The sequence below is a fragment of the Rhodanobacter sp. 7MK24 genome (assembly GCF_014842995.1).
Classification (GTDB): Bacteria; Pseudomonadota; Gammaproteobacteria; order Xanthomonadales; family Rhodanobacteraceae; genus Rhodanobacter_A.
The window spans coordinates 267,283-290,860 of record NZ_JACYXL010000002.1 but is presented as its reverse complement, the minus strand read 5'-3'; the positions used below and the strand labels follow the sequence as shown (position 1 = coordinate 290,860).

Sequence of the window (23,578 nt, the reverse complement as noted above, 5' to 3'; positions counted from 1 at the left end):
CCGCCGAAGGATTCCTAAAGCAGCTCGCTTCCGGCGTGACAATCGCCATATACCTCGCGCCTCACAGAATCCCCTTCACCCCCGCACCAAATGCCGTAATCAATCGCGTATAGATCAATTTCGGCGAGATCGCCACGTCGGGGAAGTCCCCCACGGGCGTGTAGCACTGCTGGAACTTCGGATTGTCGGGTGCGAGCGGCCCGCAGCCAGGCTTGATTTCGTAGCTGGTGGCATAGCGGAACGGCCACAGGTCGAACAGGGGCAGGCGTGCGGAGACGTCGCCGATGGCGAGACTGATGTCGCCGAGCACGGGGATGCTTGGTTCGCGCTTGCCGATGGTCCAGGCGTTCTGCGGGAGGGTGTCTTCGAGGATGGAGTCGCGCACCTGGCTGGCGAAGCGCGGGTCCTGCACGATCACGCCGGCTTCGGTGTTGTAGTGGTCGGAACGCGGGTCGAAGTTGTGCGAGCCGACCATGGCGAAGCTGTCGTCCACCACCATCGATTTGGCATGCAGGCTGTAGCGGCGTCCGCTGCTGTGCAGGGGCGCCGGGCGGTTGCGCCTGCCGCCGCTGCCGAACATGCCGGGGCGGCGCTCGTTGCCGGGGAAACGGCGTCTCTTGTCCGCCTGTGCGATGGACGTGTCGGCGGGATTGTCGTCCCCGGCGTCGCGTGCCTCCTCGAACGCTTCCTCGGCGCTGTCGGCATGCGGCTTGAGTTCATGGATCTGGAAGCCGTATTCGGTGAGGTAACGGCGGCGATGCTTGTAGGACAGCGCGTAGACCGCGAAGGCGTCGGTGGCGGCCAGCGAGTTGGTGGAGACGATGATGTCGGGCGACGGATTCTGCTTGTGCAGTTTCTTGAAGATGTCCTGCGCGCGGCGGCTCATCACGAGGTAGGGCGTCTGCAGCACCACCTCGTGTTTGGCATCGGCGACCATGCGCATCAGCTGGACGGTGAAATCGCGGGCGTCGCGCTTGTGCGGCTCGTCGGTCTTGGCTGGCAGGTCGCTGAAGTAGTTCACCTGGCTGACGCGCAAGGTGTCGTCGCCGATCCACGCGGCGAGCCAGTCGGGGTCTTCCGCGTCGGACAGCAGGCGCGCCACGCGCGCGGGGTCGGTATAGGTCGGTGCGAGCCAGCCGGGTGGCGCGCTGTCGCTGCGGATGCGCCGGTTGACGTCGCGCAGGCGGATCAGCGGCACCGAGCGCTTGTGGTTCCAGAACAGCGCGAAGCTGTCGGCCATCTCCTTGCCCACCGGGCCTCCGGCCATCACGTCGCGGTCGAGATAGTCGAAGTCGGGGTCCCAGTTGAAGTAGCGGTTCTGGTAGTTGCGGCCGCCGGTGATGCCGATGACATCGTCCACCAGCATCAGCTTGTTGTGCATGCGCTGGTTGAACTTCATGAAGCAGCACAGCACGCCGGCGGCGAACTGCAGCGGTGGCGTCTGGGCATCATGGAAGGTGGGGTTGTACAGCTTCACTTCGAGGTTAGGGCTGACCCGGGCGAGGCGGTCGAGCAGCGCGAGGTCGCCGAAGGAAAACAGCTGGTCGGCGAGGATATGCACCTTCACGCCGCGCCGTGCAGCCTGCACCAGCTCGTTGAGCACCAGCTGGCCGACGTCGTCCTCGTCCCAGATGTAGGTCTGCACGTCGATGCTGTGCTGCGCGGCGTGGATCAGATTGATCCGTGCGGCCAGCGCGGCTTCGCTGTCGTCGAGCAGAGTGACGGTGTTGACCGGGTGGTCGGGTGTGGAGTCGGCCAGCGCCTGCTGGGCGGCAGCCAGCAGGGGCGACGGTTTGGCGCAGTGGTCGGCCTGCTGGCAGGTGTCCGCGCGGTTGGGACTGGCGGCAACGATGTCACCGGCTTCGCGGATCTGCGCGCGGCTCAGCGTGCAGCCTTGCAGCAGCACGATGATCAGCAGGACGGGAAGCAGCGATAACCGGCGAAACGACATGAACGATGGCATGGGCGAGGCGTGATGCCCCGGGCGTGTGGTGGAAGCTATCCCAAAATCCATTCGTCCTGGGCGTAGCACCGGGGGCGCGGAGTCGAAGGGGTGCGTTTTGCCGTTACCGGATTCAGCGCGGGGACCAGAACGCATCCAGTCGCGCGCAGGCCGGCTCCAGCGGGCCGCTCAGGTGCAACACCGCGAGGCCGCCCGGCGGCATGCCGCGGAACTCGTCGGAGCGGCCTTCCACGAGCAGCGCCACCAGCCGTTCGATGCCCGGGTTATGGCCTACCAGCATCACGGTGCCGGCGTCGGCGTGCTGGTCGAGCAGGGCCAGCAGTTCGCCAGGCGTGGCGTCGTAGATCTCGCCGGCTTCCTGCAGCGGGGGGGCGCTGCCCAGCGCGGCCAATGCCAATTTCGCAGTTTCCATGGTGCGGCGCGCGGGCGAGCAAAGCACGCGCTGGGGTTGCGCACCGTGGCTGGCCAGCCATGTGCCGGCATCCTGCGCCTCGCGCTGGCCGTGTTCGCTCAGCGCGCGTTGACGGTCGTCGCCGCCGTCGGCGGGCAGGGCTTCGGCGTGGCGCAGCAGGATCAGTTCGTGCATGGACGGCTCCGGTAGATGAGGGTCAGGCCTGGCGCTTGATCCAGCGCAGCAGCGGCTTCCAGTCTTCCTGGTGGTTGCGCACCTGCTCTGACTGGTAGTCGAAGATACCCTTGCCTAGCGCGGCAAGCAGCACATAGGCCTGGCTGTCCCGCAACTGGGCAACGACGGGGAAGGGCGACGCGGCGGCGAGTTGCTCCACTGCGTCCTGACTGGCTCGCGTCCACGGCTTGAGGCGGTTCGCCACCAAGGCCACCGGAAGTTTGCCGTTGCGGACGCGCTTGATGTCCTGCAATTCGCCGAGGAAGCGGGCGGTGGCGTCGAGGTCGAAGCTGGACGGCAATACCGGCACCAGCAACACGTTGGCCACGTCGATGAAGGGTTCCAGCTCGCGCTCGCCGACGCCGGCCGGGGTGTCGATCAGCAGCTGCTGGGTGTCGGCGGGCACCTTCTGCAGCGCCTTGCGGCCGCCTTCCAGGCCCAGTACTCCGGGCACGTTGTCGGGACGGCGGCTGGCCCAGCGGTAGCTGGAACCCTGCCGATCGGCGTCCACGATGGTGGTGTTCTGCCCCGCCTGTGCCCAATGTGAGGCCAGTTGCGTCGCCAGCGTGCTTTTGCCGCACCCGCCCTTGCTGCTTGCCACCAGCGTCGTAAGCATTGGGACACCTCGTCGCGAAGGTTGGCGCAAGCCTACCCGCTATGAGCGATCAAGGGGAGTGTGCCGATGCAGAGGTGTCCTGTTGCGCGGCATCGGGCGACTGGGGTTGCGGCTGCCAGCTGCCGGGGGCGGTGATCGAGACGCCACGGGTACGCAGCACGGTGGCGATCTGGCTCATCTCGGCACCGCCCTGCCTCGCGGTTGCCAACAGCAGCTGTGCCACCGTGGGATCGTCCTGCGCGTGCAGCGCCAGCTGCGAATAGTTCTGCACCTGCCAGATCAGGTCGCGGCGCTGCTGTTGGGCGGTTGCCTGCTCGGTGGCGTCGCCGAGGGTCTCGAACAGATGCAGCCCCAGCGAACGCGACAGCGGGCTGGAACCCCATCCGAGCAGTTTGGCCAGCTTGAGGCAGTCAGCCTTGAGGGCATCGTCGCCGCCTGCGCCTTCGCACAGCTTGGCCACCACCGGCAGCGCAGGCTGCGGTTGCAGCCGGGCGTTGGCGAGCACGATCAGTGCCTGTACACCGGCGGGTCCGGCTGCGCCCTGCGTGGCCGGCGGCGGGGGCAACGCATCCACGACGTTGGCCAGCGCGGTGAGGCTGTTGCCGGCGTAGTCGTCATAGATCTTGCTGTTGGCAGCCTTGGCGAGATCCTCGCGCGTGGACTTGGCCTTCATGTCGCGCGTGTCGATGCCCAGCTTGAGCAGCCACACCGCGGCATTGTCCGGCGCTTCCTCCGTCAGCTTGCGCAACGCGGTGGCGTTGGGGCAGGCGTCGGCCTTCGCGTCGCAGTCGGCGAGGCGCACCCATTGCACGGCGGGGCCGGAATCGTCGGCCGCGGCGGCTCGGTTGATCAACGCGTGAAAGCTGCCGGTCTTGCTCGGGTTGGACAACGGGCGGGCCAGCAAGGCCGCACCCAGCAGCGGCTCCGCCGTGGCGCGCAATGCGAGCACGCTGACCATGTCGCGCTGGAACGATTGCAGCGCCTGGTCGCGCGCATCGTTGGCAATGGCCGGGGCCGAAGCAGCGGCGGGTGGGTTCGTATCGTCCGCCGCCGCAGTCGCGGCAACCAGCGACAGGGCGCCGGCAAGGGCGAGGCAATGCCATCCACGCATGAGGTGCTCCAGCAATCGATGAAGCCGCCAGCTTAGCGGCCGTGCCTTGAGGATGCTCTGAACGATTTCTGAGCCCCGCGCCGCTGCAGCGGCCTCATGTCGGGCCGTGTTGTTAGGATGTCCGCTCGATTGCGCGCGTGCGCGCTCCACCCACTACAGGGGGCGGAGGATAGTCGTGGCTCATTTTTCCAGTTTTGCCGATGGCGCGCCGTGGTTTGTCGGCTGGGGCACGTTGGCGCTGATCAACGCGGGGCTGGCTCAAGGCAAGAACCGCAGCGGCCTGCGGTGGTTCCTGTTGTCCTTGTTGTTCGGCCCGCTGACGACCCTGGTCCTGGTGCTGCTGCCCAAGGAGCGGGCCAAGCTGTTTTGAGGGGTGAAACTGCTGGATCGAGGTGAACCCAGGCACCATCAGAGCGCGCTTGCTTTAAGCCACGCTTCGGCGATCCGTACCATGTCTATTTGAAGCTTTTGGCTTATTCGCCAAAAGCTTCGCGCATGAATTCCGGCTGGGCCAGCGCGGCCTTGTGGATCTCGGCGTTGTAGTACCTGGTGGGGAAGTTCTTGCTCAGGGCGCCGCGCTCGCGGAAGCCGCTGAGGTCGCCGCCCTTGCGCGCCATCGTGCAGCTCCACCAGCCGGTGGGGTAGCAGGGTTGCGGGAACGGCAGAGTCTTCACCGCGCTGAAACCGGCCGTGCGCATCGCCGCACGCATCGACTTGATGAGTTCGATGTGCGCCAGCGGCGATTCGCTCTGCTGCACCAGCAGGCCGCCGTGGCGCAGGGCCTTGAAGCAGCTGGCGTAGAACGCGGCGTTGAACAGGCCTTCGGCCGGGCCCACAGGGTCGGTGGAGTCCACGATCACCAGGTCGATCGACTCCGGCTCGGCCTCGGCCATGTACTTGATGCCGTCGATGAACAGCAACTCGGCGCGCGGATCGCTGTTGGATTCGCACAGCTCGGGGAAGTATTGCTCGGCGAGGCGCGTGACGCGCTCGTCGATCTCCACCTGCACCGCGTGCTCCACCTCTTCGTGCTTGAGCACTTCGCGCAACGTGCCGCAGTCTCCGCCGCCGATGATCACCACGCGCTTGGCGCGCGCATGGGTGAACAGCGCCGGATGGGTCATCATCTCGTGATAGAGGAAGTTGTCGCGGCTGGTGAGCATCACGCAGCCGTCGATCACCATCAACTTGCCCCAGTCGGTGGTCTGGTGGATCTCGATGGTCTGGAACGGGGTCTTCTCCGCGTGCAGCAGTTGCTCGGTGCGGAAGCCGATGGAGGAGCCGGAGGCCTGGTGGGCCTCGGTGAACCAGCTGATCTGCTGCGACATGGGTGTTCCTGGGTCAGGCGCGAAGTTTGGCCGCGTATTGTAGCCGAGCTGTCGCGCATGGGCTGTTACAATGGCGCCTCCGGTACGCGGCGCGTACCGGCTGGTGCGATCGGCCCCGCGGCGTGCGAGGCTTCCGGCCCTTCGTGCTTAGTTGCGTCAAGGCTCGCCGCTGCGACGACATGCCTTCTTTCCGTTTGCACAAGGAGACATTCCCATGTCGAAGCCCTGGACCGTGGCCGATGCCCGCCATACCTACGCCGTAACCCATTGGAGCGACGGTTACGTCGATGTCAGCGACACCGGCGAGATCGCGATACAACCGCACGGGACGCGCGGCCCCGCACTGTCGCTGCCGGCCATCGTGGCGCGCGCCTGCGCCGAAGGCCTGCGCCTGCCGCTGCTGGTGCGCTTCCCGGACATCCTGGCCGACCGCCTCGCGCGCCTACAAGGTGCGTTCGCCAAGGCCATCAGCGAATGGAACTACGCGGGCGGCTATACGGCCATCTACCCGATCAAGGTGAACCAGCAGCGCGGCGTGGCAGGCGAGCTGGTGGCTGCCGGCACCGAGGGGTTCGGCCTCGAGGCCGGTTCCAAGCCCGAGCTGATGGCCGTGCTGGCGATGGCGCGGCCCGGCTCCATCGTGATCTGCAACGGCTACAAGGATCGCGAATACATCCGACTCGCGCTGATCGGGCTGAAGCTCGGCCTGCGCGTGCATATCGTGATCGAGAAGCTCTCCGAGCTGGACCATGTGTTCGCCGAGGCCCAGGCCCTGGGCGTGGAGCCGCTGCTCGGCGTGCGCGTGCGCCTGGCTTCCATCGGTGCCGGCAAATGGCAGAACACCGGCGGCGACAAAGGCAAGTTCGGGCTGTCGCCGGCGCAGGTGCTCACCCTGATCGAGCGGCTGGACAAGGCCGGCCTCAAGCACACGCTGAAGCTGCAGCATTTCCACATGGGCTCGCAGATCTCCAACGTGCGCGACATCGCCAACGGCATGCGCGAGGCCACCCGCTACTTCGTCGAGCTCACCCGCATGGGCGTGCCGCTGGAGATCGTCGACGTGGGCGGCGGCCTGGGCGTCGACTACGAAGGCTCGCGCTCGCGCAGCCACAACTCGATCAACTACTCGATCGAGCAGTACGCCGCGACCATCGTGCAGTCGCTGGCCGAGGCGGTGGAGGCGGAAGGCCTCAAGGCGCCGCATATCCTCACCGAGGCCGGCCGCGCGATGACCGCGCACCACGCCGTGCTGGTGGTCAACGTGAGCGAGGTCGAGGAGGTGCCGCAAGGCGCGATCCCCGCACCGGGCGCCCACGAACCGGCGGTGCTGCGCCGCCTGCGCGAGGTGCACGACGAACTCGACCGACGCCCGGCGCTTGAGCTGTTCCACGAAGCCCAGCATCACCTTGCCGAAGGCCAGACACTCTACGCGCTGGGCCAGCTCGCGCTGGCCGACCGCGCGCGGCTGGACGAGATGTACTACGCCATCGCCAACGCGGTGCGCGCGCGCCTGCTGCCCGGCGAGCGTTCGCATCGCGCCGCGCTGGACGAGCTGGACGAGAAGCTGGTGGACAAGTATTTCGTCAACTTCTCGGTATTCGAGTCGGTGCCCGACATCTGGGCGATCGAGCAGATATTCCCGATCGCGCCCATCGCGCGGCTGGACGAGCAGCCGACGCGGCGCGGCGCGATCGTCGACCTGACCTGCGATTCCGACGGCCGCATCGACCATTACGTGGATGCCGAGGGCGTGGACGTCTCGTTGCCGCTGCACGCGTTGAAGGAAGGCGAGAGCTATTGCCTCGGCATCTTCATGGTGGGTGCCTATCAGGAAACGCTGGGCGACATCCACAATCTGTTCGGCGACACCGATGCGGTGAACGTGCGTGTGGATGGCGACGGTTACGTGTTCGCGCACAAGCGCCGCGGCGACACGACCGACCTGATGCTGGACTACGTGGGCTACGACCTCGCCGCGTTGCGTGCCAGCTACCGCGAACGCATCGCCGCCGCAGGCGTCGTGAGCGGCGAGGCCGAGGCGCTCTATGCTGCGCTGGACGGTGGACTCATGGCCTATACCTATCTCGCCTGAGACACGCGCCGAGAACCCGTTCGATAACTCAACCTCCCGCTTCAGCTTGCGGGACGAGCGGACTGTTGCAAGAAGCGAAACGGTTTCGGACGTCTGCCGCGTCCGAGCCGCCTTGTCATGCAGGGCCAAGGCAAAGGTGACCAGGTAGAGGCCCGATGCGCCGGCATTGCCAGCAACCCTGTCGAAGGGCAGCTCCTGCCTATGCAATGGCCGATGCGGCCATGCCATATCCTGGTGCTGAAGGCTGACACCTTCGTCATTACCGCTGCGAGCTGCGCGGAGATTCCATGGGCGCCAAAGGGCATCGCAGCGGGCGGGAGGGCCCGGTATGACCGCCAGCCCATGACCCGCCCCCGCGATTCGCTATGATCCGCCGGTCTTCCGCGGGAGTGCGCCATGTCATTGCTGAGCAAAATGCTCCGCCACAAATCCATCGAGCAGTTGCAGGGCGAGGTGGGCAAACGCAGCGATTTTCGCCGGGTGCTGGGCCTGTGGCAGCTCACAGCCATCGGCATCGGCGGCATCATCGGCGTGGGCGTGTTCGTGCTGGCGGGCCAGCAGGCGGCGCTGAACGCCGGCCCGGCGGTGATCATCTCCTTCCTGATCGCCGGCATTGCCAGCGCGGCGGCGGCACTGTGCTATGCCGAGTTCGCCGGCATGATCCCGGTCACCGGCAGCGCTTACACCTACGGCTATGCCGTACTCGGCGAGCTGGCCGCGTGGCTGATCGGCTGGGACCTGCTGCTGGAATACGCATTGATCGTGGCGGTGGTGGCGATCGGCTGGTCGGGATACGTGCAATCGGCGCTTACCGGCATGGGCATCCATGTTCCGGTCTGGGCGCAGGGCGCCATCGGCACCGGCGACGGCCATGTGTTCAACGTGGTCGCCGCGCTGGTGACGCTGGGTGTATCGGCGCTGCTGATCTTCCGCACCGAATGGGGTGCGCGTTTCAACACGCTGGTGGTGGCGATCAAGGTGGCCGCCGTGGCGCTGGTGATCGGCATCGGCATGTTCTACGTGAAGCCGGGCAACTGGGCGCCGTTCATTCCGGCGCGCGAGATGGGCGCCGACGGTGCGATGCATTTCGGCTTCCAGGGTGTCGCCACGGCGGCGGCGGTGGTGTTCTTCGCGGTGTTCGGTTACGACACGCTGACCACGGCGGCGGAAGAGTCCAAGAACCCGCAACGCGACCTGCCGCGCGCGGTGCTGCTGTCGCTGGGCATCTCGATGGCGATGTACCTCGCCGTGTCGCTGGTGCTCACCGGCATCGCGCGCTACACCACGCTCAACACCCCGGCGCCGGTAGCCGATGCGTTCGAGGGCCTGGGCCTGCACTGGGTGGCGTTGACGGTGTCGGTGGCGGCGGTGTTCGGCCTGATCAGCGTGCTGTTCGCCTTCATGCTGGGCGCCACGCGCATCTGGTTCGCGCTGTCGCGCGACGGTCTGCTGCCGGCCTGGTTCGCCAAGGTGCACCCGCGCTACGGCACGCCGCATCGCCCCACGGTGGTGCTCGGGGTGTTCACCGCGCTGGTGGCCGGGCTGCTGCCGATCGAGGAGGTCGCCAAGCTGGTGAACATCGGCGTGCTCTCGGCTTTCATCGTCATCTGCACTTCGATAATGATACTGCGCAAGCGCAAGCCGGACCTGCACCGTGCGTTCCGCACGCCGTGGGTGCCGCTGGTGCCGCTGGTCGGCGTGGCGTTCTCGATCTGGCTGCTGGCGGAGCTGCCGGCGATCACCTGGAAGGTGTTCCTGATCTGGGTGAGCCTGGGGATGGTGATCTACCTCGGCTACGGCATGCGGCACAGCAGGCTCGAACGGGGCGGCTGAACGTCTTCGCCTGCACATGCACCGGCTTCGTTGCCGGTGCATGATGCCCCGGTCCGGGAGAGGGGCACATCATGCAGGAGCCGATGGAATTGTCTGGTGCATGCGCAGCGGTCTGCGCGAACTGCGGTGCGCCGCTGGGCGGCGAGTATTGCGCGCAATGCGGCGAGCGCCGGATGCATCCGGACGAGCACACATTGCGGCATGTCGTGGGCGAGTGGTTCGAGGCGTTCTCGCACGGCGAAGGCCGCCTGCTCAAATCGCTGCGCACCTTGCTGTTCCAACCGGGTGAACTGACGCGCGAATACTTTCGCGGACGACGTGTGCCCTACACGCGGCCGGTGGCGTTGTTCTTCGCAGTGAATCTGCTGTATTTCCTGCTCGCGGTCCTGCAGACCTTCAACACATCGTTGAGTACCCAGCTGGAGATGGCTCCGCTCACCGAGGTCAAGCAAGCCATGATCATGCGCCGCGTGGCAGGAGCGTCGATCAGCGGTACGGAGAGTGCGGCATTTGCGGGCGACTACTGGCGTACGGAGAACCCTTCCGCGATGAACGCCGGCAAGAGCACCGAACCAACCACCGCGACGTCGGCGCGTGCTGTCGTGTCTGCTCACGATGCCAATGTGCTGGGGGCGTTGCAGAGCTACGGCAAGCGCTACGACGAACGCACCGATGCCCTGTCGCGCGCGCTGGTGATAGCCCTGGTCCCGATGCTGGCGTGCTGGTTGTGGCTTGCACTGGTGCCTTGGCGGCGTGGGCTGGCCGAGCTGTCCATCTTTGCGACCCATGCCTGGGCGGCGCTGTTGCTGATACTCCTGGTTTTCGGCTGGGCCTGGAAAGGTCTGGCCAACGCGATGTTGTGGTTCCGGGGAGAGTTGCCGGCGTTCCTGCAGACCGACGGTTATGGCAGTGCGACCTTGGGCTTGTTGGTTCTTGCCTACCTCTATTGCGCGCTGAGGAACAATTTCCGGTTCAGCTGGGTGGGCAGTGCAGCCTTGTGTGTCTGGACGATGGCGGGTCTGTACCTGTCGCTGGAGCTGTACCGCGTGCTGCTGTTCTTCGTGACGGTGTATGCCTTGCACTGAGCGTGCCGGCGCAAAATCATGCGCCGCCTGCGCGTGACCTCTGGCAGGGTGCCGCGCGCGCATCGCGATCTACCATCGACCGGTCCCGCCGCTCGCCGTCACGACGAACGACGCTTTTCTGCCGGCAGCGCGGCTTCCGCGTGGGTCGGTGCCTGCCCGGAGCCGCCCGTGAATCGTCCTCTCTTCCGTTCCAGCCTGATCGCCGCCGCCGTGGTCGGTGCGCTTTCGCTTTCCGTGGTCCATGCACAGGACGCCGAGCGCGCCGCACCGGCCGATACGCCGTACGACGGTACGCTCACGGTGAATGTGGACCTCACCGACGCACCTAAGCGCATGTTCCGCGTGCAGGAAGCGATCCCGGTGAAGGCGGGCGAAGTCACACTGCTGTACCCCGAGTGGATCCCCGGCGAGCACGCACCGTCCGGTCCGATCCAGAACGTGGCCGGGCTGATCATCAGTGCAAACGGCAAGCAGCTCGCCTGGCGCCGCGACCTGCGCGACATGTACGCGATCCACCTCAACGTGCCGGATGGCGTGAGCCAGCTCGACCTTGCATTCCAGTTCCTCTCGCCGGCGCCGGGCGAGGACAGCCTGTTCGGCGCCAGCGCCTCGTCCACGCCGAACCTGGTGGACGTCGAGTTCAACCAGGTGGCGTTCTATCCGGCCGGCTACTACTCGCGGCAGATTCACATCCAGCCCACCGTGCAGTTGCCTGCCGGCTGGAAGTTCGGCACCGCGATGGAAGTGGCCAGCCAGAGCGGGGGCACCGTGCAGTTCAAGCCGGTGACGTTCAACAATCTGGTGGATTCGCCGCTGATCGCGGGCGAGTACTTCAACCGCGTGGATCTGGCGCCGGGCGCCAAGGTGCCGGTGCACCTCAACGTGGTGGGCGACGGTGCAAAGGACGTGAAGCTCACCGACAAGCAGCTGGAGCAGCAGCGCGCGGTGGTGACGCAGACCAACCTGCTGTTCGGTGCGCACCATTACGATCATTACGACTTCCTGCTCACGCTGTCCGACCACACCGGTCATTTCGGCCTGGAGCACCACCAGTCCAGCGACGATCGCCTGCCCGCCGATTTCTTCACCGACGATGACATGCACACGCTGGCGGCCAGCCTGATGCCGCACGAGTTCGTGCACTCGTGGAACGGCAAGTTCCGTCGCCCCGCCGACCTGTGGACGCCCAACTTCAACGTGAAGATGCAGGACGACCTGCTCTGGGTCTACGAAGGCCTTACCGACTACTGGTGCAGCGTGCTCACCGCGCGTGCGGACCTGTGGTCGCCCGAGCAGTTCCGCGACACGATGGCGGACATAGCCTCGCAGATGAGCGAACGCACCGGCCGCGCCTGGCGTTCGCTGCAGGACACCGCCGACGCGGCGCCGCTCACCTATTACGGCGGCGGCGGCTGGGGCAACTGGCGCCGCGGCACCGACTTCTATCCCGAAGGCCAGCTGCTGTGGCTGGACGTGGACACCAAGATCCGCGAACTCTCCGGCGGCAAGCATTCGCTGGACGATTTCGCGCATGCCTTCTACGGAATGGAGAATGGCAGCTACGTCACCAAGACCTACACCTTCGACGACGTGGTCAGCACGCTCAACCAGGTGCAACCGTTCGACTGGGCGAAATTCCTGCGCGAGCGGCTGGACTATACGGGCCCGAACCTGCCCGAGCAGGGCATCGCGCGTGGCGGCTGGAAGCTGGTCTACACCGACAAGCCCAATGCGCAGACCAAGGCGATGGAAGGCATCCGTCACGGCGTCAACCTGGCCGCCTCGATCGGTCTCTCCGCATCGAAGAGTGGCGACATCTACGACGTGCAGTGGAACGGACCTGCCTTCAAGGCCGGACTGGTGCCGGGCCTCACCATTGTTGCAGTGAACGGCAAGGACTATTCGCCCGATGCGCTGAAGGATGCGATCACAGCAGCCAAGACCGGCAGCGCGCCCATCGAACTGCTGGTGAAGAACGTCGACATCTACAGTACGGCGAAGATCGACTATCACGGCGGTCTGCTTTATCCGCACCTGGTACGGGCGGATGGCAAGGATCTGCTCGACGCGATCGCCACGGCACGGAAGAACTGACCTTCCGCCGGCTCCAAGAACAACGGCCGCCCGAAGGCGGCCGTTGTGTTTTCTCCCTTCCGCCACTCGTGCGGGAGGGGCTCGACGCCTAGCTTAGAAACGGTATTCCAGCGAACCCGAGAACGCCGCCACGTTGGAGCGGTCCTGGCCGCTGGTGGGGCGGCCGTATTGCAGGCGGTAGTTGTCGTAGTTCACCGCCAGGCTCACGTTGCGGGTGACGTCGTAGCCCACGCCGGCGCCGGCGAACCAGCCGTTGTTCCAGCTCTTCTCGCGCGATTCGGCATCGCCGTAGGTCTCGCCCATGTAGCTGGTCGAACGCATGTAGCCGGCATGGCCGGTGACGAACCAGCGGCTGCTGCCGATGTCGTACTTGCCGTTCACGCCGACGGTGGCGGCGCGCGACTTCAGGTTGGTTTCAACGCCGTCGGTCACGTTCTTTGGGCGACCCAGGTAGACGTAGCCGACTTCCGGACCGACGTAGCCGTTCCAGCGCCAGCCGAAGCGCACGTTCTGGAACACGCTGTTGTCGTGGCCGAAGTCGCTGCTGCGATTCTGGGTCTGGCCCAGGTTGCCGGCGACGTAGAAGTTCTGCAGCTGGTCGGGGTTGCCGTTGCTGTTGTCGTCTGCGCGAGCCGTCTGGCTGAGCAGCGGGGAGGCGAGCAGGGCGGCCACGGTGGCCGTAAGGAAAAGCTTGTTCATGGGAGTGGACTCCTGTTTTTTTTCTTGCGATCGCCACAGGTGGGGATGCCCGTGGTGTGCCGCGCGGGGATACGCGGCGGCGGCCACGGTGGTTTGGCCGCCTTGCACGAAGCTTTCGCTTAACAATCGACGAGGGCATCCGTTCAGCTGTGCGAATGACCTTTGGCAGGGGAGCCGCGCGCGCTGCGGGGCTAGGATCGAACGGACTTGCCCGCCACCTGTTCGTCGTGCGGGCCGTTGCCCAAGGGAGAATCCATTGAAAGTCTCACGTCTTGCTTCCGCCATCGTCGCCGGTGCCATTGGCCTGGTCAGCCTCAGCGTGCTCGCCGATGACGTGCCGCCGCCCAAGGACGTGGCTTATCCGGGCACGCTGCAGATCAGCGTGGATGCCACCGATCTCGCGCACCGCATCTTCCGCGTGCATGAAGTCATCCCCGCGCAGGCCGGTGCGCTGACCCTGCTCTACCCGCAGTGGCTGCCCGGCAACCATTCGCCCAGCGGTCCCATCGACAAGTTCGCCGGCCTGGTGGTGAAGGCCAACGGCCAGGTGATTCCGTGGACGCGCGATCCGCTCAACGTCTATGCCTTCCACGTCGACGTGCCGCAGGGCGCGAGCAATGTCGAAGTGGACTTCCAGTACCTCACGCCGCAGAACAGCCGCCAGGGCCGCGTGGTGATGACGCCGGAAATGCTCGATCTGCAGTGGAACGCCAACACGGTGTATCCGGCCGGCTACTACACGCGCCAGATCAAGGTCGATGCCAGCGCCAAATTCCCCGCCGGCTGGCAGTTCGGCACGGCGCTGGAAACGGCCTCGCACGACGGCGACACCGTGCACTTCAAGACCACCACCTTCAACACCCTGGTGGACTCGCCGATCTACGCCGGCAAGTACTTCAAGCGCCTCGACCTCGATCCGGGCGCCAAGGCCGGGGTGCACATGGACATCGTGGCCGACGATCCGAAGTACCTCGAGATCAAGCCGGAGCAGGAAAAGCCGTTCCACAACCTGGTGCAGCAGATGTACAAGCTGTACGGCGCGCACCACTACGAGCACTACGACTTCCTCGTCTCGCTCAGCGACAAGATGGGCGGCGAAGGCCTCGAACACCACCAGTCCAGTGAGGACGGCACGGGTGCCGACTTCTTCTCGGCGTGGGAGAAGAACGCGCTGGGCCGCGACCTGTTCTCGCACGAGTACAACCACTCCTGGGACGGCAAGTACCGCCGCCCGGCCGACCTGTGGACGCCGAACTTCAACGTGCCGATGCAGGACTCGCTGCTGTGGGTGTACGAAGGCCAGACACAGTTCTGGGGCCAGGTGATGGCTTCGCGCTCCGGCCTGTGGAACGACGAGCAGGCGCACGACATGTGGGCCTACGTGGCCGCCACCTACGACAAGGGCCGCCCCGGCCTCGCCTCGTGGCGCAACGTGCAGGACACCACCAACGACCCCATCATCGCCCAGCGCGCGCCGCTGCCCTACCGCAACTACCAGAGCAGTGAGGACTACTACAGCGCCGGCCAGCTGATCTGGCTGGACGTGGACGGCAAGCTGCGCGAACTCAGTGGTGGCAAGAAGAGCATCGACAACTTCGCCAAGTCCTTCTTCGGCATGGACAACGGCAGCTTCGTCACCAACACCTATACCTTCGACGACGTGGTGAAGACGCTCAACGACGTCCAGCCCTACGACTGGGCGAAGTACCTGCGCGAACGCCTCGACGGCCACGGCCCGCTGATCGGCGGTTTCGAGGCGCACGGCTGGAAGCTGGTCTACACCGACAAGCCCAGCGCCGCGGTGAAGGCCATCGAAGCACGCCGCCACTTCGCCGACCTCACCTATTCGCTGGGCGTGTCGGTGGGCAAGGGTGGCCAGATCGCCGATGTGCTGTGGGACGGCCCCGCCTTCAAGGCCGGCCTCGCGCCCAGCATGACCATCGTTGCCGTCAACGGCCGCGACTTCGACCCAGACGACCTGAAGGATGCCGTCACCGCTGCCGCGAAGGACAAGAACCAGTCGATCGAACTGCTGGTGAAGGACTTCGACCAGTACAAGACCATCCGCATCGACTACCACGATGGCCTGAAGTACCCGCACCTGGTGCGCGACACCAGCAAGCCCGACACCCTGGGTACGTTGTTCAAGGCGCTCTGAGTGCTGTGCAGCCCCTTTTCCGCTCGCGGGAGAGGGGCTGGCGGTGCTACGGATCGAGCGTCTTGCCGCCGCGTGGGCGGCCCCGTCCATCTCCGCTATACTGCGCGTCCGCTGGTGGATCGCAACGATCCACGCGCTTTTTCGCAACATCATGCGCCCGTAGCTCAGCCGGATAGAGTAGTGGCTTCCGAAGCCATTGGTCGGGGGTTCGAATCCCTCCGGGCGCGCCATCTTTGAGTCCGGCCAAATCCAGATTCAACAAAAAACCCCGGCTATCCGGGGTTTTTTGTTGCCGATTGCTTTTCAACAGGACTAACCGTCGGACAACCCGCCTTTATCTTGGTCACAGATTGCATTAATGTGACGTAGTTCACAAATTTGTGGCATGGCTTGACCATGCCCTCCAAGGGAAGGGGGGCCATGCCTCGCGCATCCGTTTCTGGCCTGTCGCGCTCAGGCCCACTCGCACCCGGTCTTCGAGCCACAGCATCAGGCTCGACGGCCGTGGCTGTCCGTCGTGGTCGAGCAGCGGCGTTTCTCGCTGAATTGCCCCGGCGCGCAGGAACGATGCCTGCCGGCCGTGCCGCGGCAGCATCGGTCCATTTCCCGAAAAGCGTCGGTGCCGGATTGGGCCATGGCGGTCGTGTGGCGACGCATTTCCGTGGGGAGTTGGGAGCGCTCTGTTGCCGCCGGTACTTGGAATGAGTTGTGCATATGCATGGATTGAGCGCGGCTCGGACCGCGTATCGCAAGGGCAAGATGGGGAGAGGGCGTGATGGAAATTCCTGACGATGGGACGACGCTATTGACCGTGGCGTCCTGGGTGGCGGTGCTCACCCTGTTGCTTGCCTTTGGCCTGTTGACGGTCATTGTCCTCTTGCGCGCACGGGCGCAATGGCGCACGCGGCGCGACAAGCTTGCCCAACGTCACTGGCAGCACGTGATCCAGCACGTGCTGGCCGGCGACGAGGTGGAGGTGCGCGCCCTGGGACAAGATGAAGTCACCGGCTTCATCGAGGTCTGGAACGCCACCCACGAATCGCTGCCCCAGGCGGACTCGATCCGTCTGTTGCCGCTGGGGCATCGCGTGGGCTTGGCGGATGCCGCGCGGCGCATGCTGCGGGGCAACTACCACGATTGCGCGATGGCCATCGTTGCGCTCGGGCATTTGCGTGACCTCGGTGTGTTTGACGAGCTGGTACCGTTCCTCAACGACCGCAGCCCGATCGTTTCGCTGTGCGCCGCCCACGCGCTGGGCCAGGTGGATGGCCCCCGGGCAATGGCGATGTTCGTCCCGATGATTCTCGAGCGCGACGACTGGATGCCGGGCAACGTGGCGCGCATCCTGGCCCGCAATGAGGACGGCAGCGCTGCGCGCGAACTCGACAACACGCTGCTGCGCGCCAACACCAGCTCGATGGTGAAACTGGTGCGGTTCCTGGCCGACATCGATCCCGAGCGGGCTGCATTGGTGATCCGGCAATTGCTGGACAGCTCGATCGACGACCACGCCATCTCGGTCTGCCTGCAGCTGGTGAGCGACAAGCAGGATCGCGAACGTGTGGCCAGCTTCCTCGACGCATCGCGCTGGCACGTGCGCATGCATGCGGCGTCGGCGCTTGGACGCATCGGCGAGGCCGTCGACAGCGAACGGCTGGAGCCGATGCTGACTGACAAGGTGTGGTGGGTGCGCTATCGCACCGCGCAGGCGCTGCTGGCGCTGCCGGGCGTGGGGGCGGCGGCACTGCGCCAGATGCAGCAGCGCCAGGGTGATGCCTACGGACGGGACATCATCGACCAGGTGCTTTCGGAACACGACATGGGGGTCGCGGCATGAACCCGTACCTGAGCGCGACCGTGGCCAGTCTCCAGCATGGGCCCTGGGAACACCTGCTGGTCTCCATGCAATGGGTCTTCGTGATCTATTTCGTGGCGATCAACCTGGGTTACCTGATCCTCAACTACATCTCCGCTTACCAGATCGTGCGCTACATGCGCGAGTACCGGGCCAACTACCTGCCGCCCGGCCTGCGCGACTACCAGCCCCCGGTAAGCATCGTGCTTCCCGCGCACAACGAGGAGAAGTCGGTGGTGGCCTCGGTGCACTCGCTGCTCCAGACCAATTACCCCGAGTTCGAGATCGTGGTGATCAACGACGGCTCCAGCGACCACACACGTGACGCACTGATCGAGGCTTTTGGCCTGGTGAAGGTGCCCGAGGCGTATCGGGCCCGCCTGCACACGGCAGAGGTCAAGGGCGTCTATGCCTCGGCGCGGTATCCGCGGGTGCGCATGGTGGACAAAGCCAACGGCGGCAAGTCCGATGCGATCAACGCCGGCGTCAACTGCGTGCGCTACCCGCTGTTCTGCGTGGTGGACGCCGATTGCATCCTGCAGCCGGAAAGCCTTTCGCGGGTGGTGCGTCCGTTCCTGGAGGACAGGCGCGTGGTGGCCAGCGGCGGCGTGCTGCGCGTGCTCAACGGCTGCTCGGTCGCCAACGGCATGCTTTCCAAGGTGGGGCTCCCTGATCGCTGGCTGCCGAGCTTCCAGGTGATCGAGTACCTGCGCGCCTTCCTGTTCGGACGCATGGGGTGGTCGCCGATGAACGCGCTGCTGATCATCTCCGGCGCTTTCGGCGTGTTCTACAAGGAGCGCGTGATCGCCATCGGTGGCTATCGCGACGACACGGTAGGCGAGGACATGGACCTGGTGGTGCGGTTGCATCGCAACTTGCGCGATGAAAAGCGCGACTACCGCATCGTGTTCGTGCCGGACCCGGTGTGCTGGACCGAGGTGCCGACGGACGTTGCTTCACTGGCCCACCAGCGGGTGCGCTGGCAGCGCGGGCTGGCCGAAAGCCTGTGGTCGAACATCGGGCTGATGTTCAATCGTCACGGTGGCGCGGTGGGCTGGATCGCGTTCCCGTTCATGCTGGTGTTCGAATTCCTCGGACCGCTGATCGAGGTGGTCGGCTATGTCTCGATGATCGTGCTGGCGCTGGCCGGGCTGGTACCGCTGAAGAGCTTCCTGATCTTCCTCGCGGCGGCGATAGGCATGGGCATGCTGCTTTCGGTCAACGCCATGTTGCTGGAAGAGCTGTCCTTCGGCCTGTATGCGCGGCCGATGCAGCAGTTGCGGTTGTTCCTGGTGGCGGTGCTGGAAAACTTCGGCTACCGGCAGATGAATTCCTGCTGGCGTTTCTACGGCACCCTGCTCTGGTTGTTCGGATTGCGAAAGCACCACCGATGGGGCCACATCAACCGCGATGGTTCGTGGCAACACGACGCCGGGGAAGAGGAAGCGATGCCCATCGACCCGCATGCGGCCCGGAGCAGCCAACCATGAAGCGCAGGAATCCTTCCGTGGTCACGCAACCGCGTTCCTCCCGCGCGTCCCGCGCACTGTGGCCTCTGCTGCTGGCACTGACGGCGTTTTCGCCCTGCCTGATGGCGCAGGCCGCCACTTCCGGCTCGCTGACGGAACAGATGGCGCAGATACGCCAACTCGCCACCAGCGGCCAGCGGCAGTTGGCCATCCAGCGCTACACGGCCCTGCTTGCCGCGCATCCCGGCAACGGTGACCTGCTGCTGGGGCGCGGACGCACCTACGCCTGGGACGGCCAGTACGCCGCGGCCGAAAGTGATCTGCGTACGGTGGTGCAGCACAGTCCGGGTTATGCCGATGCCTGGTCGGCGCTGGGCGACGTCTATCGCTGGAGCGGCAGCCCGCAAAAGGCGGTGGATGCCTATTCGCACTGGGTGAAGCTGGCGCCGCAGAACCCGGATGCGTACATCGCGCGTGGCCGCGCCCAGCGCGACATGGGGCAACTCGCCGCCGCCCGGGGCGATTTCGATGCTGCAGCGGCGCTGGGTGCGAATGCCGCCGAAATTGCCGCACTGCGGCAAAGCCTGCTGCCGCGCACGACAGACTTCAATGCCGGGTACAACTGGGGCGCCTCCCTCAGCTGGGACCATACCGGCTTCACCGGTGGACAGCAGGGCTGGAACGACGTCGACCTGTCGTTGCGCCGCTACTTCAGCCAGGGCTCGCTCGCCCTGGAGTTGCTGCGTTCCAATCACTTCGGTACCAGCAACGATGCCTGGGCGCTGGACGGCTACGTGCCGCTGTGGTCACGCGCCTATGCCAATCTTCGTTACCAGCAAGGCCCGAGTTCCGGTGTATTGCCTGAACAGGAATGGCGCGCGGAAGTGTTCCAGGGCGTAGGACGCGGCTGGGAGCTGTCGGCCAGCATCGACAATCTGCGCTTCTCCAGCGATACCCAATTCTATGGCGTCGGCATAGGGCGCTACTGGGGCGACTGGTACGCGCGCTACAAGCTGCAACACGTGCCCGGCGTGGGCTCCGGCAGCTGGAGCAACCGCTTCCTGTTGCGCAACTACTACCGCGGCGACGCGTTCGATTACTGGGAAGTGAGCGTCGGCAACGGCCGCAGCACCGACCTGAATAGCTATGGCACCCAGGTGATGAACAACAGTGCGACCCTTGGCGTCGCCTGGAGCCACTATCTGTCGTCGCAGTGGGGCTTCAAGCTGAGCGCCGGTTATGCCGAAGGCAGCGATTTCCCCGGCGTCAATGAGCAACTTTTCTCGCTGACCCTGTATTCGCTATGGTGATGGCATCGTCATCGGCCTCTGCGGAGCGAGGCAACTTCTGGTCGCGCTTTGCCCCCGCGTTTCCGGCGCTGCTGCTGGCGCAGTTCGCGCTGCTGGCGTGCGCGGTCGTCAGCGGCGTCGCCGATACCGCCTGGAACGGCAGCGAGAGGTGGGCCATCGCCGGTGTCGCGCTCGCGCAGGCAGTCTTGGTGCTGCTGCGCGTGATGCCGATCCTGCTGCTGCTTTCGCTTCCGCTGCTGGCCTTGCGCCGGGAGCGTCTGCGCCTCGTGGCATTGGCGGTGCTGTGGTCGCTGTTCATCGTGGCGCAGGTCGGACTCAACCAGTACTTCCAGGTGGCGCACGTGCCGCTGGGGGCGGATCTGTTCGGCTACAGCGCCGCGGAAATCCGCACCACCCTGTCCGGCGACACACCGCTCGATCCGCGCAGCATGCTGGCATATGCCCTGCCTTTGCTGCTGCTTTGGGGTGGTTTGTACATGGGTGCCCGCAAATGGCCCAGCGGCTCCATGCGGTGGACGTCCCTGCTGCTGGTCGCCGGCCTGTTCGCGTGGCTTATGCCGCTGCCGATGGGTGCGCATGTGCTGAAGGATGACGCGGCGCGTGATCTGGCCAGCAACAAGCTCGCGTGGTTCTGCGGCGATGTCTGGCGCTGGTCGAAGGGCAGCACCGTCGTAGCGCCTGCATCGGGCAACGCGGCAACGGCCGCCGCCAGTGCCGACGAGCCGCCGCTGGATCCGCAGTTCCCGTTCCTGCATCCCGAGCAGACGCCGGACACGCTCGGCCCGTACTTCTCCCTCACTTCCGACGGTCGCCCGCCCAACGTGGTGGTGATCGTGGTCGAAGGGCTGGGGCGTTCGTTCTCCGGCCCGCAGGCATCGCTCGGCAGCTTCACGCCCTTCCTCGACGAGCTGTCGGCGCGCAGCCTGTACTTCGACAACTTCCTGTCCAACCAGGGCCGCACGTTCGGCGTGCTGCCCAGCCTGTTCAACTCGGCGCCGTTGGCCAAGGAAGGCTTCACCGCGCTGGCAGAACACATGCCGCCGGGTCCCGGACTGTTCAACCTGCTGGGGCAACAGGGCTACCACACCGCGTTCTACAACGGCACCGACACCACCTTCGACAATGAACGCGCCTTCATGCAATTGCAGGGCGTGCAGCATCTGGTGGACAAGAAGGAATTCGGTCCCGGCTACCAGCTCAATCCCTTCAGCGAATGGGGCTATCCGGACAAGGAGCTGGTGTCGCGCGTGCTGGCCGACAGCGGGCAACTGCAAACGCCTTTCCTGCTGGCGATGCAGACCATCTCCATGCACACCGCCTACCAGTTCCCGGGACAGGATGCTTACCGCGCCCGCTTCGAGCAACGCCTGCACGAGCTGCACATCCCGGATGACCAGCTGGGGGCCTATCGGGCCAACGCCGACATCTACAGCACCGTCCTCTACACCGACGACCAGTTGCACCGCTATTTCGATGCGGTGGCGAAGCTGCCGTGGTACGCCAACACCGTTTTCGTGATCACCGGCGACCATCGCCTGCCGGAGATCCCGATGGGCGAGCACATCGACCGCTACCACGTGCCGCTCATCGTCTTCTCGCCGCTGCTCAAGCAGGCACGGCATTTCCGTGCCGTGTCCTCGCAGCTGGATGTCACACCGTCGCTGCTGGCGCTGCTGTCGCATACCTACGGATTGAAGCGGCCGGCGCAAACGCCCTGGCTGGGCACCGGCCTGGACGTGGACGATAGCTTCCGCAACATCCACCAACTGCCCTTGCAGCAGACCAAGACCAGCGCACCGGATTACCTGGCCGGGCGCTGGTGGCTGCACAACGGGCAGCTGTTCGAGCTGCAGGACGGCATGCATCTCACGCCCGCCGACGATGCCTTCGCCCTCGAATGGGTAACCCGTCGCCTCCAGCGCTACGCACAGGCCAATGCGATCTTCATGCAGAAGCTGGTGCTTGCCCCCGACGGTGCCACGCCGAAACTGGTGGCTTACCAGGAGCCTGCGCAAAGAGCGCAGCCCATCGGCGAGGCACCGGTCATGCATGGCCTGTCGACGGACTCGGCCGAGGTGACCGTTGCCGGCCACGGTGTGCAGTTGACGGCCACGTTCAGCAACGGTGATGCGCAACCGAGTCGCTCGTTCGTGCCGCTGGCGGTGCTGACCGCCGAGGACGGCCACGAACTGCAGGAAATCTCCGGATCCGCCATGCAGCTTCCCGCCGACGGACACCGGCAGGTGCAATTGGGTCTGCCGCGTCCCGAAGCCTGCAGCAGCAGATGCTACGTTTCGGTGTTTCCGTCCGATCCGCAGACCGGCAAGGCCATGGGACAGGGGCGATATCACATGCCGGTGGATGCCAATGCCGCCGTCGACCGCACGCAATGACACGCTTCTCCCGTTTCAGCCTGCTGCTTCTGCTGTGTACATTGCCGCTGGGCGCAATGGCGCAGGCGAGCCGCGCCGTCTGGACCTGGGAAGCCGAGTCCTACGCCATGGTCAGGGATCCAGCCGTTGCACGGGAAGCCGCGGCCTACCTGAAGTCGCAGCACATCGATACGGTGTACCTCTACGCTGACGCATACCAGGGCCACGACCTGATCGTCGAGCAACCTGGGTTGTATCGCGCCTTCATCGAGCGGCTGCATCGGCAGCACATGAAGGTGTATGCATTGCTGGGCTCGGCCTACCTCCACACCGAGAATTACGTGCTTCCCGCCTATCGCAGGCAGGCCGAAGGGATGTTCCGCCGGGTAGTGCAGTACAACGCCGACGCGCCGGTGGCGGCGCGCTTCGACGGCGCCAACCTGGACATCGAGCCGCACATCCTCGACGAGTGGAACGACGACACCCGCGAGCGCCTGCTCACCGATTTCCTGGACATGGGCGATGCGCTGATGAAGATCAAGCGCGAATACCACGCCGCCCTGGCCGTGGGACCGGCCATCCCGTTCTGGCTGGACGGCATCGAGCTGGAATGGAAGGGCGTCAGGCGCCCGGTCAGCGAGCACGTCATCGACCTGTTCGATTACGTCGCGCTGATGGACTACCGCCACAAGGCCGAGGGCAGCGACAGCATCCTCTCGCACGCCGCCAGCGAGATCGCCTACGCCGACCGTGTCGGCAAGAAGGTGGTGATCGGTCTTCAGGTGTCGCCGGACGAACCGGAAAAGGTCACCTTCGACAAGGCGGGGCCGAAAGTGTTCGAGCAGGCGTTGGGCACCGTGGAGCAGGCGTTGCGCAACGATCCGTCGTTCGCGGGCTTTGCCATCCATCATTACCGAACGTATCGGAGCTGGATCGAGCGGAACCAGGACTGAGCGGGAATTTCGATT

Annotated in this window: 17 protein-coding genes and 1 tRNA gene; 12 read left to right on the top strand and 6 right to left on the bottom strand. The window is 65.4% G+C overall.

Annotated elements, in window-relative coordinates; all coding sequences use genetic code 11:
* Positions 1-61: 61 nt before the first annotated feature.
* The 4 genes from IHE49_RS06065 to IHE49_RS06050 all read right to left on the bottom strand — a co-directional run bounded on the left by IHE49_RS06065 (position 62) and on the right by IHE49_RS06050 (position 4,315).
* Positions 62-1,951 (bottom strand): phospholipase D family protein, encoded by a 1,890-nt coding sequence (locus tag IHE49_RS06065; protein WP_192156098.1) that lies wholly within the window; start codon positions 1,949-1,951, stop codon positions 62-64.
* A gap of 124 nt (positions 1,952-2,075) precedes the next feature.
* Complete coding sequence (locus IHE49_RS06060) at positions 2,076-2,549, bottom strand: histidine phosphatase family protein (RefSeq protein WP_192155906.1); 474 nt, start codon at positions 2,547-2,549, stop codon at positions 2,076-2,078.
* Positions 2,550-2,571: 22 nt separating this feature from the next.
* Positions 2,572-3,204, bottom strand: a complete 633-nt coding sequence (locus tag IHE49_RS06055) for a ParA family protein (protein ID WP_192155904.1) — start codon at positions 3,202-3,204, stop codon at positions 2,572-2,574.
* A gap of 49 nt (positions 3,205-3,253) precedes the next feature.
* Positions 3,254-4,315 carry a hypothetical protein gene (locus IHE49_RS06050; protein ID WP_192155902.1) on the bottom strand — a complete coding sequence of 354 codons (1,062 nt, stop codon included), beginning with the start codon at positions 4,313-4,315 and terminating at the stop codon, positions 3,254-3,256.
* A 175-nt stretch (positions 4,316-4,490) separates the two neighbouring features.
* On the opposite strand from IHE49_RS06050, the gene IHE49_RS06045 reads away from it, so the two are divergent.
* Positions 4,491-4,685 carry an antitermination protein NusB gene (locus IHE49_RS06045; protein WP_192155900.1) on the top strand — a complete coding sequence of 65 codons (195 nt, stop codon included), beginning with the start codon at positions 4,491-4,493 and terminating at the stop codon, positions 4,683-4,685.
* Positions 4,686-4,788: 103 nt separating this feature from the next.
* Here the strand turns inward: IHE49_RS06045 and speE are convergent, their stop codons facing one another.
* Positions 4,789-5,643 carry a polyamine aminopropyltransferase gene (gene speE / locus IHE49_RS06040; RefSeq protein ID WP_192155898.1) on the bottom strand — a complete coding sequence of 285 codons (855 nt, stop codon included), beginning with the start codon at positions 5,641-5,643 and terminating at the stop codon, positions 4,789-4,791.
* A 214-nt stretch (positions 5,644-5,857) separates the two neighbouring features.
* On the opposite strand from speE, the gene speA reads away from it, so the two are divergent.
* From speA to IHE49_RS06020, 4 genes are all read left to right on the top strand, one after another.
* The gene (gene speA, locus IHE49_RS06035) at positions 5,858-7,735 is read left to right on the top strand and encodes a biosynthetic arginine decarboxylase (RefSeq protein ID WP_192155896.1); all 1,878 of its coding nucleotides are present in this window, start codon (positions 5,858-5,860) and stop codon (positions 7,733-7,735) included.
* 396 nt (positions 7,736-8,131) lie between these two features.
* The gene (locus tag IHE49_RS06030) at positions 8,132-9,568 is read left to right on the top strand and encodes an amino acid permease (protein WP_192155894.1); all 1,437 of its coding nucleotides are present in this window, start codon (positions 8,132-8,134) and stop codon (positions 9,566-9,568) included.
* Positions 9,569-9,651: 83 nt separating this feature from the next.
* On the top strand, positions 9,652-10,653 hold the full coding sequence (locus IHE49_RS06025; RefSeq protein WP_192155892.1) for a DUF3667 domain-containing protein: 1,002 nt from the start codon (positions 9,652-9,654) through the stop codon (positions 10,651-10,653).
* A 168-nt stretch (positions 10,654-10,821) separates the two neighbouring features.
* Positions 10,822-12,747 carry a M61 family peptidase gene (locus IHE49_RS06020; RefSeq protein ID WP_343227545.1) on the top strand — a complete coding sequence of 642 codons (1,926 nt, stop codon included), beginning with the start codon at positions 10,822-10,824 and terminating at the stop codon, positions 12,745-12,747.
* A gap of 93 nt (positions 12,748-12,840) precedes the next feature.
* Here IHE49_RS06020 and IHE49_RS06015 read toward each other — a convergent pair whose 3' ends face one another.
* Complete coding sequence (locus IHE49_RS06015; protein WP_192155888.1) at positions 12,841-13,446, bottom strand: porin family protein; 606 nt, start codon at positions 13,444-13,446, stop codon at positions 12,841-12,843.
* A 256-nt stretch (positions 13,447-13,702) separates the two neighbouring features.
* Here IHE49_RS06015 and IHE49_RS06010 point away from each other — a divergent pair, with 256 nt between their 5' ends.
* From IHE49_RS06010 to IHE49_RS05980, 7 genes are all read left to right on the top strand, one after another.
* Positions 13,703-15,604 carry a M61 family metallopeptidase gene (locus IHE49_RS06010; protein ID WP_192155886.1) on the top strand — a complete coding sequence of 634 codons (1,902 nt, stop codon included), beginning with the start codon at positions 13,703-13,705 and terminating at the stop codon, positions 15,602-15,604.
* A 153-nt stretch (positions 15,605-15,757) separates the two neighbouring features.
* Positions 15,758-15,834, top strand: a tRNA-Arg gene (locus IHE49_RS06005).
* Between the two features lie 545 nt (positions 15,835-16,379).
* Positions 16,380-17,441, top strand: a complete 1,062-nt coding sequence (locus tag IHE49_RS06000; protein ID WP_192155884.1) for a HEAT repeat domain-containing protein — start codon at positions 16,380-16,382, stop codon at positions 17,439-17,441.
* A complete protein-coding gene (locus tag IHE49_RS05995; RefSeq protein ID WP_225578210.1) occupies positions 17,438-18,949 on the top strand; it encodes a glycosyltransferase in 1,512 nt (503 codons plus the stop codon). The genes IHE49_RS06000 and IHE49_RS05995 overlap by 4 nt, the downstream gene beginning before the upstream one ends.
* Positions 18,946-20,238 carry a YaiO family outer membrane beta-barrel protein gene (locus tag IHE49_RS05990; RefSeq protein ID WP_192155882.1) on the top strand — a complete coding sequence of 431 codons (1,293 nt, stop codon included), beginning with the start codon at positions 18,946-18,948 and terminating at the stop codon, positions 20,236-20,238. Before IHE49_RS05995 ends, IHE49_RS05990 begins: the two co-directional genes overlap by 4 nt.
* Positions 20,238-22,631 (top strand): LTA synthase family protein, encoded by a 2,394-nt coding sequence (locus tag IHE49_RS05985; RefSeq protein ID WP_192155880.1) that lies wholly within the window; start codon positions 20,238-20,240, stop codon positions 22,629-22,631. The genes IHE49_RS05990 and IHE49_RS05985 overlap by 1 nt, the downstream gene beginning before the upstream one ends.
* Positions 22,628-23,563, top strand: a complete 936-nt coding sequence (locus IHE49_RS05980) for a hypothetical protein (RefSeq protein ID WP_192155878.1) — start codon at positions 22,628-22,630, stop codon at positions 23,561-23,563. Before IHE49_RS05985 ends, IHE49_RS05980 begins: the two co-directional genes overlap by 4 nt.
* The last annotated feature ends 15 nt before the right edge of the window (positions 23,564-23,578 follow it).

What these genes read in the sequence shown, in the direction of transcription:
- IHE49_RS06050 (WP_192155902.1), bottom strand. Translation starts at nt 4,315, where the DNA reads ATGCGTGGATGGCATTGCCTCGCCCTTGCCGGCGCCCTGTCGCTGGTT.
- IHE49_RS06030 (WP_192155894.1), top strand. Translation starts at nt 8,132, where the DNA reads ATGTCATTGCTGAGCAAAATGCTCCGCCACAAATCCATCGAGCAGTTG.
- IHE49_RS06000 (WP_192155884.1), top strand. Translation starts at nt 16,380, where the DNA reads ATGGAAATTCCTGACGATGGGACGACGCTATTGACCGTGGCGTCCTGG.
- IHE49_RS05990 (WP_192155882.1), top strand. Translation starts at nt 18,946, where the DNA reads ATGAAGCGCAGGAATCCTTCCGTGGTCACGCAACCGCGTTCCTCCCGC.
- speE (WP_192155898.1), bottom strand. Translation starts at nt 5,643, where the DNA reads ATGTCGCAGCAGATCAGCTGGTTCACCGAGGCCCACCAGGCCTCCGGC.
- IHE49_RS06025 (WP_192155892.1), top strand. Translation starts at nt 9,652, where the DNA reads ATGGAATTGTCTGGTGCATGCGCAGCGGTCTGCGCGAACTGCGGTGCG.
- IHE49_RS05980 (WP_192155878.1), top strand. Translation starts at nt 22,628, where the DNA reads ATGACACGCTTCTCCCGTTTCAGCCTGCTGCTTCTGCTGTGTACATTG.
- IHE49_RS06055 (WP_192155904.1), bottom strand. Translation starts at nt 3,204, where the DNA reads ATGCTTACGACGCTGGTGGCAAGCAGCAAGGGCGGGTGCGGCAAAAGC.
- IHE49_RS06015 (WP_192155888.1), bottom strand. Translation starts at nt 13,446, where the DNA reads ATGAACAAGCTTTTCCTTACGGCCACCGTGGCCGCCCTGCTCGCCTCC.
- IHE49_RS05985 (WP_192155880.1), top strand. Translation starts at nt 20,238, where the DNA reads ATGGCATCGTCATCGGCCTCTGCGGAGCGAGGCAACTTCTGGTCGCGC.
- IHE49_RS06065 (WP_192156098.1), bottom strand. Translation starts at nt 1,951, where the DNA reads ATGTCGTTTCGCCGGTTATCGCTGCTTCCCGTCCTGCTGATCATCGTG.
- IHE49_RS06060 (WP_192155906.1), bottom strand. Translation starts at nt 2,549, where the DNA reads ATGCACGAACTGATCCTGCTGCGCCACGCCGAAGCCCTGCCCGCCGAC.
- speA (WP_192155896.1), top strand. Translation starts at nt 5,858, where the DNA reads ATGTCGAAGCCCTGGACCGTGGCCGATGCCCGCCATACCTACGCCGTA.
- IHE49_RS05995 (WP_225578210.1), top strand. Translation starts at nt 17,438, where the DNA reads ATGAACCCGTACCTGAGCGCGACCGTGGCCAGTCTCCAGCATGGGCCC.